The following is an 18,299-nucleotide window of genomic DNA, read 5'->3' on the forward strand; positions in this document are numbered from 1 at the left end:
CAGCATCGCCCCGATTGCGTCGTCACCCGCCGCAATCCGGAAACGAAACGGCGTCAGGCCCACCTGGTCGTTCGGAATGTGCCCAGCGCCGTTCAAATCCCCACACGACGCCCGCGCGACGCGGCGTCGCAACCAGGAGGTGAACGATGATCACGCTGACCGTCAACGGTGGCGAACGGCATTTCGATGGCAATCCCGACATGCCCTTGCTCTGGTATCTGCGCGATGTCCTTGGCCACACGGGCACCAAGTTCGGCTGCGGGATGGCGCTGTGCGGCGCATGCACCGTGCATCTCGACGGCGTCGCGATCCGGTCGTGCATCACCCCCGTTGCGGCCGCCGCGGGCAAGAAGGTGACGACGATCGAGGGCCTGTCGACGGACGTGAACCATCCGCTGCAGCAAGCCTGGCAGGAACTGAACGTCGCGCAATGCGGCTACTGTCAGTCCGGGCAGATCATGCAGGCCGCGTCGCTGCTGAAGACGAATCCCCATCCGAGCGACGCCGACATCGACGACGCGATGTCCGGCAACATCTGCCGCTGCGGTACCTATACGCGCATTCGCGCGGCGATCCGGCTGGCGGTGCGCCGCGGAGGTGCCGCATGAACGCGCCGGAACTCTCCGTCCACAATGAAAGCCGCCGCGCATTGCTGCTCGGCTTCGCATCCGGCGGACTGCTGCTCGCGTTCGGCGTGCCGTCGCTTGCGCGCGCGGCCACGCCCGCGCAGCCGCCGGTCAGCCCGAATCCGCAGTACGGCGGCGCGGGCATGCCGCACGGCTTGCGTGACGATCCGCACCTGTTCGTCGCGATCGCGCCCGACGGCACGGTGACGGTGACCTGCATTCGCTCGGAGATGGGACAAGGCGTGCGCACGAGCGTCGCGCTCGTGGTCGCCGACGAGCTGGGCGCGGACTGGGCACGCGTGAAGGTCGCGCAGGCCGTCGGCGACGAGCCGCGCTACGGCAACCAGAACACCGACGGTTCGCGCAGTCTGCGCCAGAGTTTCGCGGCGCTGCGCCGCGCGGGGGCGGCCGCGCGCACGATGCTCGAGCAGGCCGCGGCGGCGACTTGGGGCGTCGACGTGCGTCAAGTGAAGGCGACGGTGCACGAGGTCGTCGATACGAAAACCGGGCGCAAGCTCGGCTTCGGCGAACTGGCCGCGAAGGCGGCCGCGCTGCCCGTACCCGATACGAAGAGCGTGGCATTGAAGGCGCCGGCCGAGTTCCGCTATATCGGCAAGGGCGAAACGGCATTGATCGACGGACGCGACATCGTCGGCGGCCGCGCGCACTACGGGATCGACACGCGGCTCGACGGCATGCTGTATGCGGTCGTCGCGCGTCCGCCGGCCTATGGTGATACGGTCGCGTCGTTCGACGCGTCCGCCGCGGAAAAGCTGCCGGGTGTCGTCAAGGTCGTGCAGCTCGCGTCGACGCCGCTGCCGTCCGGGTTCCAGCCGCTCGGCGGCGTGGCCGTGATCGCACGCGACACGTGGACGGCCATCCAGGCGCGCGCCCGACTGAAGATCGACTGGAAGCACGGGCCGCACGCAGGCTACGATTCGGCGGCCTACCGCAAGACGCTCGAAGCGGCGGCCGCGCAGCCGGGCGACGTGATCCGCGACGACGGCGATACGGCCGCGGCGCTCGCGGGCGCCGCGAAGCGGGTGCGTGCGACGTACTACATTCCGCATCTCGCGCACGCGACGATGGAGCCGCCCGCGGCCGTCGCGCGCGTGGCCGACGGCCGCTGCGAAGTCTGGACCTGCACGCAGGCGCCGCAGACCACGCGCGACGAAATCGCGAAGGCGCTCGCGCTGCCGAGCGAGCGCGTCACGGTCAACGTGACGCTGCTCGGCGGCGGCTTCGGCCGCAAGTCGAAACCGGACTACGTGGTGGAGGCCGCGCTGCTGTCGAAAGCGGTGGGGGCGCCCGTCAAGCTGACGTTCACGCGCGAGGACGACATCGCGCACGACTATTTCCACGCGGTGTCGCTGGAAGCGTTCGACGGCGGCCTCGATGCGGCGGGGAAGGTGGTCGCGTGGCAGCATCGCACGGTCGCGCCGTCGATCCAGTCGACCTTCAGGGCCGGCGTCGTGCACGAGCAGCCGGGCGAGCTCGCGCAAGGTATCGCTGATCTTCCATTCGCAGTCCCGAACGTACGGATCGAGAACCCGGCCGCGCAAGCGCACACGCGGATCGGCTGGTTCCGTTCGGTGTACAACATTCCGCACGCGTTCGGGATCCAGAGCTTCGTGTCGGAACTCGCGCACGCGGCGGGCCGCGACCCGAAGGATTTCCTGCTCGACCTGATCGGGCCGGCGCGGCGTTTCGAGCCGCACATCACGGTGAAGAACGTGAACTACGGCGAGGATCCGGCGTTGTATCCGGTCGATACCGGACGGCTGCGGCGCGTGATCGAGACGGTCGCGCGCGAAGCCGGCTGGGGCCGCAAGCTGCCGAAGGGGCACGGGCTGGGGATCGCCGCGCATCGCAGCTTCGTGTCGTACACGGCGGTCGTGTGCGAAGTGCAGGTGGCCGCGGACGGCGCGATTTCGGTGCCGCGCGTCGACATCGCGATCGACTGCGGGCCGCAGGTCAACCCGGAGCGCGTGCGTTCGCAGCTCGAAGGCGCGGTGGTGATGGGGCTCGGCATCGCGCTGCACGGCGAGATCACGTTCAAGGACGGGCAACCGGAGCAGAGCAATTTCAACGGCTTCCAGGTGCTCCGGATGAACGAGGCGCCGCGTGAAATCCGCGTGCATCTGGTCGCGCCGGACGACTATGCGACACCGCTCGGCGGCGTGGGCGAGCCGGGCCTGCCGCCGGTCGCGCCGGCGCTGACCAACGCGATCTTCGCGGCAACCGGCACGCGGATTCGCAGCCTGCCCGTCGCGGATCAGCTCGCGAAGCAAAAGGCGGGTTGATACGCTGCCGCGCGCCTGCCATGGGCAGGGTGCGGCTCGCGCACGGGTTTGCGGCGCCCCCGGCGCCGCGCATCGATCGAATGCCTGCGCTCGCCGGACGGCGGCGCGAGGCCGGAGCATTGTTGTTTGCGAACGACCGTGCTAAATTCTCCGCCAGCACTTGCAGTCACCGACCCAATCATCCGGTTCCGGCAACCGGCGCCCACGGGCGCGCCGGCGCGCCGCCCGACCGCGAAGCATGGGACCAGAGTAAGCGCTAAAGCACTAACTCTGGTCGACCGCAAAGCATGGGACCAGAGTAAGCGCTAAAGCGCTAACTCTGGTCGACCGCAAAGCATGGGACCAGAGTAAGCGCTAAAGCGCTAACTCTGGTCGACAGGAGACAGACGTGATGGAGCATGCATCGATCGAGCACCCGCGGATCGACCGGGCCGCGCACGGCCGGGCCGCGCACGGCCGGGCCGCGCACGGCCGGACCGCGCGCGAGCGGCCGTCGACGATGGGGAAAACGCAGGCCACGCGGAGGGTGTCACGATGAGCCTGCTGATGTCGCGACGCGATCTCGCGTTCCTGCTGTACGACTGGCTCGATGCCGACACGCTCGGCGCGCTGCCGCGCTATGCGGAGCACAGCCGCGAGACCTTCGATGCGGTGCTCGATACCAGCGAGCGGATCGCCGCCGACCTGTTCGCGCCGCATGCGGCGCGCGGCGATCGCGAGGAGCCGCGGTTCGACGGCGAGCGCGTGACGCTGATCCCCGAAGTCGAGCCGGCCGTGCGCGCCTTCGCGGCTGCCGGCCTGATCGCCGCGGGCCAGGACGAAGCGTTCGGCGGGATGCGGTTGCCGAAGCTCGTCGAAGCCGCATCGTTCCTGTTCTTCCAGGCCGCGAACATCGCGACCGCCGCGTATCCGTTCCTCACGGTCGCGAACGCCAACCTGCTGCTCGCGCACGGCAGCCCCGCGCAGATCGACGCGTTCGCGCGTCCCGAGCTGGAAGGGCGATTCTTCGGCACGATGTGCCTGTCGGAGCCGCAGGCCGGCTCGTCGCTGTCCGATATCGTCACGCGCGCCGATTTCGAGTGTGCGTCGCCGCTCGGCCCGCGCTATCGGATCACCGGCAACAAGATGTGGATCTCCGGCGGCGAGCACGAGCTGGCGGAGAACATCGTCCATCTCGTGCTCGCGAAGATTCCCGACGAACAGGGCCGGCTTCTGCCTGGCACGCGCGGCATCTCGCTGTTCATCGTCCCGAAGTACCTGCCGACCGACGACGGCGCCGCGCGCGGCGAGCACAACGACGTGGTGCTGGCCGGCCTGAATCACAAGATGGGCTATCGCGGCACGACCAACTGCCTGCTGAACTTCGGCGAAGGCACGCGCCATCGTCCGCAGGGTCGCGCCGGCGCGATCGGCTATCTGGTCGGCGAACCGAATCACGGCCTCGCCTACATGTTCCACATGATGAACGAGGCGCGCATTGGCGTCGGCGCGGGCGCGGTGGCGCTCGGCTACACCGGTTACCTGCACGCGCTCGACTACGCGCGCAACCGGCCGCAGGGGCGTCCGCTTGGACCAGCCGGCAAGGACGCGGCCGCGCCGCAGGCGCCGATCGTCGCGCATCCGGACGTGCGGCGCATGCTGCTCGCGCAGAAGGCGTACGTCGAAGGCGGGCTCGCGCTGATCCTGTATTGCGCGCGGCTCGTCGACGAAGCGCGCGCGCATGGCGATGCGGCGGTGCGCGCCGAGGCCGCTCAACTGCTGGACATCCTGACGCCGATCGCGAAAAGCTGGCCGTCGCAGTGGTGCCTCGCGGCCAACGATCTCGCGATCCAGGTGCATGGCGGCTACGGCTATACGCGCGACTATCCGGTCGAGCGACTGTATCGCGACAACCGCCTGAACCCGATCCACGAAGGCACGCACGGCATCCAGGCGCTCGACCTGCTGGGCCGCAAGGTCGGCCAGGACGACGGTGCGCTGCTGCGCACGCTCGATGCGCGTATCGGCGCGACGCTCCAGCGCGCACGGGCCGCGGACGGCGACGCGCGCTCGCATGCCGACGCGCTCGCGCAGCGCTGGGCGCGGCTCGTCGAGGTCACGCGCGCGCTGGCCGAGCTTGACGATCCGCAGGTCCGGCTCGCGAATGCGAGCGTCTACCTGGAGGCGTTCGGCCATCTGGTCGTCGCGTGGCTGTGGCTCGACGTGACGCTTGCCGCGCACGGGCATGACGGCGATTTCCACGACGGCAAGCGTGCCGCCGCGCGTTACTTCTTTCGCTGGGAGCTGCCGAAGGTGGATGCGCAGCTCGATCTGCTGGCGAGCGTCGATACGACGACGCTCGAGATGCGCGACGCGTGGTTCTGAGCGTCGCGATGCACGGATGACGGTGCCGCGGTGCAGGCCGGTGTGCCTGCGCCGCGCGCCGCTCGCGCGGGCGTGTCCCGCTGCCGTATCGATGCGCGGCGACGTCGCGCAAGGAGAGAGGAAAGCATGAAAGCCCTGATGTGTACCGCATTCGGCCCGATCGACCGCTTGCGTATCGAGGACGTCGCGATTCCCGAACCGGCCGCGGGCCAGGTGCGGATTCGCGTGAAGGCGGCATCGCTCAATTTCCCCGATGCGCTGATCGTCCAGGGACTGTATCAGGTGAAGCCGGCGCTGCCGTTCTCGCCCGGTGCGGAATTCGCCGGCGTGATCGACGCGGTCGGCGACGGCGTGAGCGCATGGCAGCCGGGCGACGAGGTGGTCGCGTTCACCGGTCACGGCGGCTTCGCCGAGCAGTGCGTGGCCGACGTGCACCAGATCGCGGCGCTGCCGCCGGGGATGACGTTCGAGCAGGGCGCGGCGCTGGTGCTGGCCTACGGAACGTCGCTGCATGCGCTGCAGCAGCGCGCGCGTCTGCAGCAGGGCGAGACGCTGCTGGTGCTGGGTGCGGCGGGCGGCGTCGGGCTGGCGGCGATCGAGATCGCGAAGGCGCTGGGCGCGCGCGTGATTGCGGCCGCGTCGAGCGCGGACAAGCTCGCGCTGTGCCGCGAAGCCGGCGCCGACGACACGATCGACTATGCGACCGAGGACCTGCGGCGCCGCGTCGACGAATTGACCGGCGGCCGCGGCGCGGACGTCGTCTACGATCCGGTCGGCGGCGCGTACAGCGAGGCGGCGCTGCGCGCGACCGCGTGGCGCGGCCGGTTCCTCGTGGTCGGTTTCGCGGCCGGCGAGATTCCGAAGATCGCGCTGAACCTGGCGCTGCTCAAGGAGCGCGATATTCTCGGCGTGTTCTGGGGCGACGCGGTGCGGCGCGATCCCGCGCAGCACGCGGCGAACATGCGCCAGCTTGCGCAATGGTTCGCGGCCGGCAAGGTACGGCCGGCCATCACCGAACGCGTGCCGCTGTCGGCTGCGGCCGACGCGATCGCGCGCATGGCGAACCGGCAGGTCAAGGGCAAGGTCGTGATCCTGCCGGACGCGTGATCACGCTGACACCGGACCAAGCGGCGGCGGCCCGATCGGGCGCCGCGTTGGCCGCCGAGGTGTCCGTGCATCGCTGCACGTGAGCGCGCCGCGCGAACGGCGACGGCTCGTTCGTCATGTCGATTCCGGTTGGGCCATCCTGCTCTCGACCTGACAAATTCCTGACGATCAAGTTGATATATTGTATCATCTGACGTATTTGCCGCGGGCCGGCCCGGTTTGCCGGGCACGGCCGCCTGCGGCCAAGCCACGCGAAGATCGATACGAATTGACGAAGACCAGGAACACGGCCGTGCGCCGCGCGCGACGCGATTGCGCATCGGAACGCAACGACGGGGGGCGGCGTGCACGCGCCGCGCATGGGTGCACGACGCTGCCGGGTTGCGTGATGGCGAGCTCCGGCGCGCTTGCCGCGGAAGGCTGCCCGTGATGCACAGGCTCGATATCGAGCGCGTGAGCTGGTCGCCCGGTGGCGCGCTCGCCGTGCTCGACGCCGTGACGCTCACCGTCGCCGCAGGCGAGTTCGTCGGGCTCGTCGGCCCGAACGGCAGCGGCAAGACGAGCCTGCTGCGCTGCGTGTTCCGTTATGCGCGGCCCGACGCGGGCCGCATCGCGCTCGATGCGCAGGACGTATGGCGAATGCGGCCGCGCTCGCTCGCACAGCGCGTCGCTGTACTCCAGCAGGAGACGCCCGACGACTTCGGGCTGACGGTCGACGAACTGGTCGGTATGGGACGCACGCCGCACCAGCGCGCGTTCGAGGGCGAGCGCGCCGACGATCGCCGGATCGTCGAAGCCGCGTTGCGAGACGTCGACCTCATCGAGCGCCGCGCGCAACGTTTCGCGTCGCTGTCGGGTGGAGAAAAGCAGCGCGCGTTGCTGGCGCGCGCGCTTGTTCAGCAGCCCGAACTGCTGCTCCTCGACGAGCCGACCAACCACCTCGATCTCCGTCACCAGCTCGAACTGCTCGCGCGCGTGCGGCGCCTCGGCATCGCCACGCTCGCGACGATTCACGATCTCAATCTCGCGGCCGCGTACTGCGACCGGCTTCACGTGCTCGCGCACGGGCGCGTCGTCGCGTCCGGCTCGCCGTCCGACGTGCTGACCGATGCACTGCTGCGCGATGTGTTCGGCGTCGCCGCGCTCGTCGATCGCCATCCGGTCACAGGTCGGCCGCGCATCACGCCGCTTCATTCGGAATGACCATCATGCCGTTTTCCGTTTCATGCCGCAGATCGCGGCGTTCCTCGCATTCCCGCCCGCATTCCCGCCTGCTTTCTCGCTCGCTTGTCGCGGCCGTCGTATTCGGCTGCGCGGCCGCTCATGCCGGCGCGTATCCCGTCACCGTGCGCAGCTGCGATCGCGACGTGACGTTCGAGCGCGCGCCGACGCGCGCGGTGAGCAACGACGTGAACCTGACCGAGATGATGCTCGTGCTCGGATTGAAGGACCGGCTCGTCGGCTATACCGGTATCGGCGGCTGGAAGACCGGTACCGCGCGCGTGCACGACGCGCTGCGCGGCGTGCCGGAACTGGCCGCTCAATATCCGTCGCTCGAGGTGCTGGCGGCCGCGCGTGCGGACTTCTATCTCGCGGGCTGGAACTACGGGATGCATGTCGGCGGCGCGGTGACGCCGGCGACGCTCGCGCCGTTCGGCATTCGCACGTATGAGCTGACCGAATCGTGCTCGCACGTGATGAAGCGGCCGCCCGCGTCGTTCGACGACGTGTTCCGCGACCTGACCAATCTTGGCCGGATCTTCGGTGTCGACGCGCGCGCCGCGCAGGTCGTCGCCGACATGCGCGCGCGCCTCGCGGCGGTGTCGCGCGCGATCGGTCGTCCCGCGCCGCTGCGCGTGTTCGTCTACGACAGCGGCACCGACAAGCCGATGACCGCGGGCGGGCTCGCGATGCCGAGCGCGCTGCTCGCGGCGGCCGGCGCGCGCAACGTGATGGACGACGTGCCGCGCAGCTGGACGCAGGTCGGTTGGGAAAGCGTGGTCGCGCGCGATCCGCAGGCGATCGTGATCGTCGACTACTCGGCCGTGACGGCCGCGCAGAAGCAGCAGTTCCTGCTGAGCCAGCCGGCGCTCGCGCGCGTCGCCGCGATTCGCGACCGGCGTTTCGTCGTGATTCCGTACGACGCGGCGACGCCGGGCCCGGAGAACGTCGCGGCCGTCGAGGCGTTGGCGCGCGCGCTGTATCCGGCCGCGTTCGCCGCGCCGTCGCGATGAGCGCGCGGGGTGGCGTGTCGCGGCTCGGGCCGCGCAGGGTGACGGCCGTTCTGATGGTGCTGCTGGCGGTATCGATCGTCGTGTCCGCCGCGTTCGGCCCCGCGCCGATCTCGATGTCGGCCGCCGCGCGGATCGTCGCCGCGCACGCTGCGTCCGCGTTCGGCGCGACCGCTTCGTGGGCCACCGGCACGGGCGACGACAGCATCGTCTGGCTGATCCGGATGCCGCGCGCGCTGCTCGCCGCGATCGTCGGCGCGACGCTCGCGGCGGTCGGCGTCGCGTTGCAGGCGGCGACCGCGAACCGTCTCGCCGATCCGCATCTGCTCGGCGTGAGCGCGGGCGCGATGCTCGGCGCCGTCGCGGTCACAGTGGTGGCAGGTGCGGTGTTCGGTCCGTTCACGCTGTCGGCCGCCGCGTTCGCGGGTGCGCTGGCCGCGACCGCGTGCGTGGTCGCGCTCGCGTACCGGCGCGGCCGGCTCGACGCCGACCGGCTGCTGCTCGCCGGCGTGTCCGTGTCGTTCATGATGGCCGCGTTCGGCAACCTTCTGCTGTATCTGGGCGACCAGCGCGCCGCGTCGTCGGTGCTGTTCTGGATGCTCGGCGGCGTCGGGCTCGCGCGCTGGGATCTGCTGCCGGTGCCGGCCGTGTGCGCGGTGCTCGCGGGCGGCGCGCTCTACGCGCGGCGGCGCGAGCTGAATGCGCTGATGTCGGGCGACGTCGCGGCAGCCGCGCTCGGCGTGTCGGGTGGGCGGATGCGGCGCGAGGTGTTCGTCATCGCATCGTTCGCGACCGGTGCGGTGGTCGCAGTGAGCGGCGCGATCGGCTTCGTCGGTCTCGTGACGCCGCATCTGTGCCGTCGCGTCGTCGGCGCCGAGCACGGTCGGCTGCTGCCGGTCGCCGCGCTGACGGGCGCGATCATGCTCGTGTGGGCCGATGTCGCTGCGCGCACGCTCGCGGCGCCGGAGGATCTGCCGATCGGCATCGTGACCGCGCTGTTCGGCAGCCTGTTCTTCGTCGCGCTGTTGCGGCGGCGGTGAGCGGCTTGCGCTGAGCGGTCGGCGATGCTCGGCGGGCGAGAGCGGGGCGGCGCATCATGTGTCGCCTCGCCACCTCGCCACCTCGCCACCTCGCCACCTGGGCACCTCGGCACCTCGGCACCGCGGCACCGCGGCACCTCGGCACCGTGGCACCGTGGCACCGTGGCACCGCGGCACCGCTCAGCGAAGCGGTGAAGCCGCGTCGCCCAGCTCGGCCCGGCCGCGTGCCGGACTCGCCTGCGCGTTGCCCAGGAAGTCCGGCAAGGTCCGCGCCGGCAGCGAAATCACGAAGCGTGCACCGCCGAGCGGCGAATCCTCGAGTCGCACATTACCGCCGTGCACGAGCGCGACGCGTCGCACGATCGCGAGCCCGAGACCGAACCCGCCGGTCTGCCGGTCGCGGCTCGAATCGAGCCGCTGGAACGGTTCGAACACGCGTGCGCGCTCGGCGGCGGGAATGCCGGGGCCGTCGTCGTCGACGCTCAGCACCAGTGCACCGGACGCATCGTGCGTCGCGGACAGCAGGACCGTGCGCGCCGCATAGCGCGCGCTGTTGCGGATCAGGTTGAGCAGCGCACGGGCGACGAGTTTCGGATCGCACACGTGGGTGGCGGGCGCGCCGGTCGTCGACACGCCGAGCGTGATGCCGCGATCGGCGAGGTCGTTCGCGACGTTGCCGGCGACGCTGTCGATCAGCGCATCGACGACGACGTCCATCGGTGCGAGCTCGCTGGCGCCTTGTTCGAGGCGCCCGATCGTCAGCAGCTCCGTCACCAGTTCGTCGAGTTCGCGCACGTCGCGCCGCAGTTCGTCGCGGCGTTCGCGCATCCGGCCGCTCTCGTCGGATTCGGCGAGCAGCGCGAGCCCGAATTCGAGGCGGGCGAGCGGCGTCTTCAGCTCGTGCGAGATCCCGTGCATCATCTCGCGCTGCTGCTTGATCGACGCCTCGATCCGCTCGGCCATGTCGTTGAATTGCTGCGACAGCTCGTAGATGTTCGACCGGCCGGACAGCTTCACGCGGGTCGACAGGCGGCCCGCGCCGAACGCATGGGCGGCGGCCTGCAGCCTGCGCAGGTCGCGCCAGTGATACGAGATCCACAGCACGACCGCGAACAGCGCGGCGAGCGCGAGCAGCAAGTAGGCGTAGATCTTGATGTCGAGGTCGAAGGGCTGGATCGGGCGCGCATGCAGCACGGAGCCGTCCGCGAGCGGCATGTAGTAATCCTTGCCGTCGTAGCCGATCGCGATCTTGTGAGCGTCGAGGTCGCGCAATGGCGCGCCGCTCAGTTGGGCGCGGGCCTCTGCCATCGTCACGAAGTCGAATCCTTCATTGCCGTGCTTCGCGAGCTCGCGCAGCGCGAGCGTGCGCTGCGCGCCCGGATGGCGTTCGAGATAATCGTTCAGCACGAACGCGTAGGTCGTCAGCGAGTCTCGCTGCGCCTGCGCGGCGCGTTCGTAGAAGATCCGGTCGAACGAGAACTGGATGAACGCGATCGATCCGGCGACGCACAGGATCACGATGAGGTACAGCCTGATCAACGGACGCAGCATTTATTCGTCCCACGCGGAAGGGCTGAACAGGTAGCCGCGGCCCCAGATCGTCTTGATCTTGTGCGGCTCCGACGACGCATCCTCGAAACGGCGCCGCAGCTTCGAGATGCCGGAATCGACCGAGCGGTCGAGCCCGTCGAACTCGATCCCGCGCAACTGCTTCAGGATGTCGTCGCGGCTCAGCACCGTGCCGGCCGCGCGCGCGAGGATCAGCAGCAGGTTGAATTCGGCCGTTTTCAGGTCGACCGGTTCGCCGCGCCACGTGACCGTGCGGTTCGGCGGCGAGATCGTCAGGTCGCCGAATATCAGCGCGTCGGGCGCGGCGGCGCGGGTTTCCGTCGCGGCCGGCTGTGCCCGGCGCAGCAGCGCGCGGGCGCGCGCGACCAGCACGCGCGGCTCGATCGGCTTCGTCACGTAATCGTCGGCGCCGGTTTCGAGGCCCGCGACCTGATCGTAGACGTCCGCGCGCGCGGTGAGAATCAGCACCGGCACGTTGGTGAATGCGCGAATGCGCCGGCACACTTCCATCCCGTCGAGATTCGGCAGCATCAGGTCGAGTATCACGAGCGCGGGCTCGTGCTCGCGCACCGCCGCGACGGCCAGGTCGCCGCGCCGCACGACCGTTACCGTGAATTCATAGTTGTCGAGGTATTCGCGCACGAGCTGCGCGAGGCGGTCGTCGTCCTCGATCAGCAGCACACGGTATTTGAGCGGATTGTCGTACATGGTCTCCTCGATATGCGCGCGTCGTCCCGGCTCCCGGCAGGCGGGCGCGCGGCGCGGCACGCGAATTCTAGCCGGCGTTCCGGCGCCCCGGGCAGCAGGACGACAATCGCGAACAATCGAACACAATTGAGCACAGATTCCCCGCAGATTACGGACAACCCCGGTGCACGGCGGCACCTAGACTGCGGGCTCCGTCACTCATATCTCAATATTGTGCGCTCAACCCTTCGCCGTTCCCGCTATTGCGTGCCGCTTGCCGGCCTGACCCTTGCCGCCGCCGCTCACGCGGAAAACCAGTATTCGATTTCGCTCGGCGGCGGGTTCGCGCCGCGCTACCCGGGCAGCAACCAGTATCGCGGCGTCGTCGCACCGGGGCTGTCCGCGAAGTTCGGCAACGGCTTCTTCATCGACGGTCGCGAAGGTGCCGGCTACCGGCTGGATCTGCCGCACGGTGCGTTCGTGTCGGCGGCAGTGAGCTACGACCCGGGCCGCGCGGACGAGAACCGCTTCGACCTGCCGGGTTCGGACTACCTGAAGGGGATGGGCCGGATTCCGGGCTCGGTGCTCGTCGGCGTGCGGGCCGGTGTGACGCTGCTTGACGCGGCCGAACTGAGCGTCACGGTCGACACGCCGGTGACGCATACGTCGCGCGGCGTGTCCGGGCACGTCGATCTCGCGGTGCCGGTGTTCAAGACCGCGCAGCACGAGATCGTCGTGACGGGCAGCGTGCATGCCGGCACCGGCCGCTATACGCAGACGTTCTACGGCGTGACCGATGCGCAGTCGATGACGAGCCGCTTCCGGCCGTATTCGACGAGCGGCGGGATCGACAGCGCGACGGTGTCGGTTGCATGGAACTGGAACCTGTCGCGGCACTGGTCGGTGCTCGCGACGGGCGGCGTGACGCGGCTGCTCGGGCGCTATGGCGACAGCCCGATCGTCCAGTCGCGCAGCAACTACTACGGGATGGCCGGCGCGACCTACAAGTTCTGAACGGGTGGCGCGCGCATGCCGGCCGCGATGCGTCGGCGTCGCGCCGTTGCCGCGCATCGCGTGCGGTAACATGCAGGCGGTCCGGCACCACGCCGGGCTCGCGACGCCGGTGCGCCGAATCGATTCGACCGCGTCGCGCAACGCCGCCGTATGCGGGCCGGCATCCGTCAGGAAGCGGCCGGTGACGCTCGGCACCCATCACGCATGCAATGCCCGGCCGTGCACGACTGCCGTACTGGGACCGCCGGGCCGCGACAGGGAGAAGCTGGTGAAGAACACGATCGCGATGCTCGTTGCACTCGTTGCGAGCGCAACCTTTTCAGGATGTGCGGACATGAACACGAAGCACCCCAACGCCACCGCCGGCGGCGCGGCGCGAAACGCCGCGCCGATGTGCAGCGCAGACGGCGCGCCGGACGATGCGCTGATCGGCAAGACCGAAGCCGAGGCGACCGCGCTGCTCGACGGTTGCCTGTGGCGCGTGCTCGAGCGCGACGGCAAGTCGTTGCCGGGCACGATGGACTACCGCGAGGAGCGCCGCGACCTCGGCATTCGCGACGGCAAGGTGATCTGGGTAAGGCGCGGGTGATCGATGAGGCCGGTGGGGCCGGCCGAGCCGCATATCGTATGTCGGCCGCGACGGCCGTGCGAACCCGTGCGCGTTACTTCGAGATATACCAGAGCGCGTCGGTGCTGACGCGCGCGGCCGGCGCCTGAGGTGTTGCGGCCGGCGGCGGCGTATTCGACGTCACCGCGGTGGGCCACGTGGCCGGCGTGTTCGACGAAGGCGACGAGGTGGACGCCGGCGCGGTATTTGCCGTATTCGCGGCCGCGGCCGAGCCCGATGTCGACGGCGTGTTCAGATACCACAGCGCGTCGGCCGACGCCGTGCGCTTGGCCGACGCATTCGCGGGCTGTTTCGCCGCAGGCGTCGTGGCAGCCGTCGTCGCCCCCGAACGTGGCGCTCCCGCCGCGGTTCCAGCTCCTGCCTGCGTCGTTGCCCCCGCCGCGCCGCGCTGCGCGCGCGCCTCGAACGGCCCGAGCTGGAAGATCAACGTTTGCGCGGGGCGCGTCAGAACGGCATACGGGAACTGCAGTTCCCACGACATCAGCACGCGGCCCGACGACGTTTCGGTGAAGATCGCGGGCACATGCTTCATGTCGCTGAACTGCACGTAGATCCGCGCACCGTCGTCGAATACCTGGGTCGGTTTGGCCTGATCAGCGCCCGTGACGGTCCAGCCGAAGTTGTACGTGCCGGCCGGGCCGGCGGGACCGCCTTGCGGCGGCGGTGCGGCCGGTGACAGCGTGCGGGCCCGCGCGGCCGGCGGCGCGGATACGCTCAGGCTCGCGAACGGGTTGTATGTCTGCACCTGCTGCGGCGGTGTAAAGGAGGGGGGCAGGATGGGCATGGGAGTATCCGGCGAATCCGGCATGGTCCGGATTGCATCATAGACCTTGCGGGCATACGCGAGGCGCTTGTCGGGCGACGCGGCGTTGTACGCGCCGATCGCGGTCCAGTTGGCGCCGAGCTGGCGGATGTTCTGCGACAGGATCCACGCGCCGACGTACGCGTTGGTGCACGCATCGAACAGGCTTTCCCGCGTGATGCCTTCGCGCGCGAGCGTCGGCAGCCAGGTGCTGTTGATCTGCATCAGGCCGATGTCGACGGTGCCGTTCGTGTTGGTGTTGACCGCGTTCGGATTCATCCCCGATTCGACCTGCGCGATGCCGCGCAGCAGGCTCACGCTCACGTGCTGGAACGTGGCCGCGTCGTCGAGACAGTCGGCCCACGCGGCCCCGTGCAGCGCGCACGACAGCGCGATCGTCGCGGCGATCTTCGGCGTGGCGTGGCTGATCGAACGGGCAGTATGACGCGGCATGGCAGGATGGGGCGGGATCCGGCCGCCCGGTGCAAGGAAATTACGCAGACGCGAAGTGTGCCATAGCGCGCAGTCAAATGGCTCGCGTCAAACTTTCCTTTGCATTTGCCGGTGCGTTTATCGCGCATTTTCCGCTGCGCCGGGATCGTCGCGCGACCGGATGGAATCGGTAAAAACGGCTGATTTTCGCGCGCATGCCGACGTCCGATCGCAGGCGCAATACTGACGCCGCGCGTCAGTTGCGCCGTGAATGCGGAATGCGGTGATGAATCGCGCAGCGATGTGAAAGGAACACGGTGCGGCCGCCGATGCACGGCCCCGGAAGCGGCGACGGCGGCCGTAGCCGCCGTCTTGGCGAATCGATCATCCGGAATCCGCGATCCGACACCGACCGACCGGCCGCGCGACACCGAGACACCGCGCGCAGCCGGCCGTCGTCGATCAGAAGCGGTGACGCAGGCCGAGGTTGACCAGCGTCTGCGAGCTCGTGCCCGCATAGCCATACGAGGCGATCGACGCCTGCGCGGCCATCGATCCGCCGTTGCCGTCGCCGGTCTGGCCGCTCGCATGCTGGTACGCGGCGCTCAGGTACACGTCGGTGCGCTTCGACAGGCTGTAGTCCGCGCCGGCCGACACCTGGTGATAGGTCGCCGACGTATCGCCGCCCGAGCGCGTGTAGCTGTAGCCGACGCCGACGAGCAGCGCATCGGTCGCCTGATAGTTCACGAAGCCTTGCCCGGTGTTGTAGTGCTCGTTCGAGTCGAACGCCGAGCTTGCGTCGCGACGGTACTGCGCGTTGCTGTAGCCGAGGCCGAACGTGAACGGGCCGGCGACGTACTGGCCCGCGATGCGGGCGATGCCGATCGAGTGCGCGCTCGCATAGCCGCTGTTGATCGGGCCGTCGAAGGTGCCGTCCGACGAACTGGTCCAGCCGTTGCGCAGGCCGTTCGACGCGGGGCTGTTGGTCGCGTGGAAGTAGCCGCCGGCGACGGTGAACGGCCCGTTGTTGTACGACGCGGCTGCCGAATACGATTGCGCGGCGCCGGTGCTGCCGGCGATGCCGCCGAACGAGTACATCGCGGAGAACTGCAGGCCCGAATACACGGCCGACGTGTACTTCACCGCGTTGTCGACGCGGAAGCTGTTGTCGTAGTTGTCGACGTCGCCCGGCGTCGCGAACACGCTGCCGAGATAGTTGTCGGCGGTGATGCCCTGCACGAGGTCAACGAGCGGATCGTACTGGCGGCCGAACGTGAGGGTGCCGTAGCGCTCGCTCGTCAGCCCGACGAATGCCTGCCGGCCGAACAGGCGGCCGCCCTGGCCCTGCCGGCCGTTGCTCGGGTCGAAGCCGTTCTCGAGCTGGAACAGCGCCTTCAGCCCGCCGCCGAGATCTTCGGTGCCTTTCACGCCCCAGCGGCTGCCGGCCAGGTTGCCGGCGCTGCTGTTGCCGAGCATCCATGCGTTGTCCTTGCCCTGCGCGTGATTCACGTACGTGATCGACGTGTCGATCACGCCGTACAGCGTCACGCTCGACTGCGCGTGCGCGGCGGGGATCGCGGCGAACGACGCGAGCGAAATCAGCGAGAGGGTCGTGCGTTTCATTTCATCTCCTTGCCATTGGCGTGCTTGAACCGGAATGGCAGGAGACTACAGAGCCGCCGCCGAACGGCAAAAATGGAATTCTCCGATGTGACCTAAAGCAGACAGGCGCGTGCTGCGAAAAGGCCTGTTGAGAGATTCAGATTATTGAGCACTGTGTGCTAATCGACCTGAATTTCAAGATAGTGTGATCGGCGTATTGCCGGATTCGTGATAATTCCGGGGGATTTTCGATGGGATTTCGCTAAAACGGTGTTCGTGATGGATTCGTCAATTCATTATTTAATGGAATCGAATCGCGCGATGCGGGCCGAATATGCTATTGCACGTGTCCCACTTGTTTCATGCAATCGCCGCGTGTCGCGCATGACGGCGCGCGGCTTCGGAGAAGAACCTGATGAACCGGAAGATGAAGACGGGCGCCGCGCGCGCCGTGGTGGCCGGCACGCGGCGTCGCGCGTTGCGCTCGCTCGCGGGCGCGGCGTTCGCTCTGTGCGCGGGCCTGTCGGCCAGCGCGCCCGCGCGCGCCGCCGATGGCCCGGCTGCGGCGCCGGCCGTCACGCGCGTTGCGATGCTCGTGCAGCTGCGCGGCCCGAACCTGAAGATCGACGAACGGATCGGCCAGCATCTCGGCGAGCGCGGTTACGCGGTGCGACTGATCGACGAGAGCGCGACGCCCGACGCGGCGCGCGATGCCGACCTCGTCGTGATCTCGTCGACGGTGTCGTCGAAGAACGTGCGGCCCGGCTGGCGCACGCTCGACAAGCCGCTCGTCACGTGGGAGAACGACCTGCTCGACGATCTCGCGATGACGGGCAAGCGCCACGACGTCGACTTCGGCGAAACGGGCAAGGAACGCTATCTGTGGCTCGTCAACGCGCCGCATTCGATCTCGGCCGGATTGCCGGCCGGCGTGGCCGACGTGTATGGCAAGCAGGCGCCGATGAGCTGGGGCAGGCCGGGGCTTGGCGCGATCACGATCGCGACCGTGTACGGGCAGCCGGACAAGGCCGCGATTTTCGCGTACGAGAAGGGGGCGACGATGGACTACGAAGCGCTCGCGCCGGCGCGCCGCGTGATGTTCTTCCTCGCCAACGACACGTTCGCGAACCTGTCGCCGGCCGGGCTCGCGCTGTTCGACGCGGCGCTCGACTGGGCGGCGGGGCGGCGCTGATGCAACGCGGCGCGCGCAGCGTCGGCGGCGATCGGCATTGAGTGCGAGAATTCGCCCTTCGGCCGGCGCGCGCCGCGCCGCTCACCAGGGAACCCGCATGGACAGTCACATCGCTCCGGTGGCGCTGCAGAAAGCCTACCGTCTCCTCAACCACGGCCCGACCGTGCTCGTGTCGGCCCGCCACGACGGTGTCGACAACGTGATGGCCGCCGCGTGGGCCTGCGCGCTCGATTTCCTGCCGCCGAAGCTGACGGTCGTGCTCGACAAGTCCGCGAAGACGCGCGAGCTCGTCGAGCGCAGCGGCACGTTCGTGATCCAGGTGCCGACGGCCGCGCAACTGCAGCTCACGCACGCGGTCGGCAGCCACAGTCTCGCCGAGCGGCCCGACAAGCTGCGCGACGCGGGCGTCACGCTGTTCGACCTTCCCGGCCACGACCTGCCGTTCGTCGCCGGCTGCTCCGGCTGGCTCGCGTGCAAGCTGATTCCCGAGCCGCACAACCAGCAGACCTACGACCTGTTCATCGGCGAGGTGGTCGGTGCGTGGTCCGACACGCGCGTGTTCCGCGACGGTCACTGGTATTTCGAATCGGCCGATCCGGCGCTGCGCAGCCTGCATTACATCGCGGGCGGCAACTTCTATGCGATCGGCGAATCGCTGCACGTCGATCCGGGCCAGCCGGACCCGCAGTAAGCCGCCGGCCG

Annotated in this window: 15 protein-coding genes; 11 read left to right on the forward strand and 4 right to left on the reverse strand. The window is 69.2% G+C overall.

Annotated features, from left to right (window positions below; genetic code table 11):
• Window positions 1-146: 146 nt before the first annotated feature.
• The 7 genes from LMA02_RS06310 (at window position 147) to LMA02_RS06340 (ending at window position 9,671) form a co-directional block, all read left to right on the forward strand.
• On the forward strand, window positions 147-608 hold the full coding sequence (locus LMA02_RS06310; protein ID WP_006754739.1) for a (2Fe-2S)-binding protein: 462 nt from the start codon (window positions 147-149) through the stop codon (window positions 606-608).
• On the forward strand, window positions 605-2,929 hold the full coding sequence (locus LMA02_RS06315; protein WP_228907310.1) for a xanthine dehydrogenase family protein molybdopterin-binding subunit: 2,325 nt from the start codon (window positions 605-607) through the stop codon (window positions 2,927-2,929). The genes LMA02_RS06310 and LMA02_RS06315 overlap by 4 nt, the downstream gene beginning before the upstream one ends.
• Window positions 2,930-3,463: 534 nt before the next feature.
• Window positions 3,464-5,293, forward strand: coding sequence for an acyl-CoA dehydrogenase (locus tag LMA02_RS06320; protein ID WP_228907311.1), 1,830 nt, complete (start codon window positions 3,464-3,466; stop codon window positions 5,291-5,293).
• A gap of 126 nt (window positions 5,294-5,419) precedes the next feature.
• Window positions 5,420-6,400, forward strand: coding sequence for an NADPH:quinone oxidoreductase family protein (locus LMA02_RS06325; RefSeq protein WP_228907312.1), 981 nt, complete (start codon window positions 5,420-5,422; stop codon window positions 6,398-6,400).
• 429 nt (window positions 6,401-6,829) lie between these two features.
• Window positions 6,830-7,603 carry an ABC transporter ATP-binding protein gene (locus tag LMA02_RS06330; RefSeq protein ID WP_228907615.1) on the forward strand — a complete coding sequence of 258 codons (774 nt, stop codon included), beginning with the start codon at window positions 6,830-6,832 and terminating at the stop codon, window positions 7,601-7,603.
• Window positions 7,600-8,634 (forward strand): ABC transporter substrate-binding protein, encoded by a 1,035-nt coding sequence (locus LMA02_RS06335; RefSeq protein WP_416378660.1) that lies wholly within the window; start codon window positions 7,600-7,602, stop codon window positions 8,632-8,634. Before LMA02_RS06330 ends, LMA02_RS06335 begins: the two co-directional genes overlap by 4 nt.
• Window positions 8,631-9,671 (forward strand): FecCD family ABC transporter permease, encoded by a 1,041-nt coding sequence (locus LMA02_RS06340; protein ID WP_228907314.1) that lies wholly within the window; start codon window positions 8,631-8,633, stop codon window positions 9,669-9,671. The genes LMA02_RS06335 and LMA02_RS06340 overlap by 4 nt, the downstream gene beginning before the upstream one ends.
• Window positions 9,672-9,851: 180 nt before the next feature.
• Here the strand turns inward: LMA02_RS06340 and LMA02_RS06345 are convergent, their stop codons facing one another.
• Together LMA02_RS06345 and LMA02_RS06350 are read right to left on the reverse strand one after the other, a co-directional pair.
• Complete coding sequence (locus LMA02_RS06345; RefSeq protein ID WP_228907315.1) at window positions 9,852-11,222, reverse strand: ATP-binding protein; 1,371 nt, start codon at window positions 11,220-11,222, stop codon at window positions 9,852-9,854.
• Window positions 11,223-11,948 (reverse strand): response regulator, encoded by a 726-nt coding sequence (locus LMA02_RS06350; RefSeq protein ID WP_228907316.1) that lies wholly within the window; start codon window positions 11,946-11,948, stop codon window positions 11,223-11,225. It abuts the gene before it with no gap.
• 246 nt (window positions 11,949-12,194) lie between these two features.
• Here LMA02_RS06350 and LMA02_RS06355 point away from each other — a divergent pair, with 246 nt between their 5' ends.
• Together LMA02_RS06355 and LMA02_RS06360 are read left to right on the forward strand one after the other, a co-directional pair.
• Window positions 12,195-12,941, forward strand: a complete 747-nt coding sequence (locus LMA02_RS06355; RefSeq protein ID WP_228907317.1) for a MipA/OmpV family protein — start codon at window positions 12,195-12,197, stop codon at window positions 12,939-12,941.
• Between the two features lie 268 nt (window positions 12,942-13,209).
• Window positions 13,210-13,530 carry a hypothetical protein gene (locus LMA02_RS06360; protein ID WP_175695436.1) on the forward strand — a complete coding sequence of 107 codons (321 nt, stop codon included), beginning with the start codon at window positions 13,210-13,212 and terminating at the stop codon, window positions 13,528-13,530.
• A gap of 73 nt (window positions 13,531-13,603) precedes the next feature.
• Here the strand turns inward: LMA02_RS06360 and LMA02_RS06365 are convergent, their stop codons facing one another.
• Together LMA02_RS06365 and LMA02_RS06370 are read right to left on the reverse strand one after the other, a co-directional pair.
• Window positions 13,604-14,824, reverse strand: a complete 1,221-nt coding sequence (locus LMA02_RS06365; protein WP_228907318.1) for a transglycosylase SLT domain-containing protein — start codon at window positions 14,822-14,824, stop codon at window positions 13,604-13,606.
• A gap of 441 nt (window positions 14,825-15,265) precedes the next feature.
• Window positions 15,266-16,426 (reverse strand): porin, encoded by a 1,161-nt coding sequence (locus LMA02_RS06370; RefSeq protein ID WP_228907319.1) that lies wholly within the window; start codon window positions 16,424-16,426, stop codon window positions 15,266-15,268.
• Between the two features lie 394 nt (window positions 16,427-16,820).
• Here LMA02_RS06370 and LMA02_RS06375 point away from each other — a divergent pair, with 394 nt between their 5' ends.
• Window positions 16,821-17,597 (forward strand): hypothetical protein, encoded by a 777-nt coding sequence (locus tag LMA02_RS06375; protein WP_228907320.1) that lies wholly within the window; start codon window positions 16,821-16,823, stop codon window positions 17,595-17,597.
• Window positions 17,598-17,694: 97 nt separating this feature from the next.
• Window positions 17,695-18,288 (forward strand): flavin reductase family protein, encoded by a 594-nt coding sequence (locus LMA02_RS06380; RefSeq protein ID WP_228907321.1) that lies wholly within the window; start codon window positions 17,695-17,697, stop codon window positions 18,286-18,288.
• Window positions 18,289-18,299 lie beyond the last annotated feature (11 nt).

Source organism: Burkholderia sp. B21-005, from assembly GCF_020843965.1.
In the GTDB taxonomy this organism is placed as follows: Bacteria; Pseudomonadota; Gammaproteobacteria; order Burkholderiales; family Burkholderiaceae; genus Burkholderia; species Burkholderia ambifaria.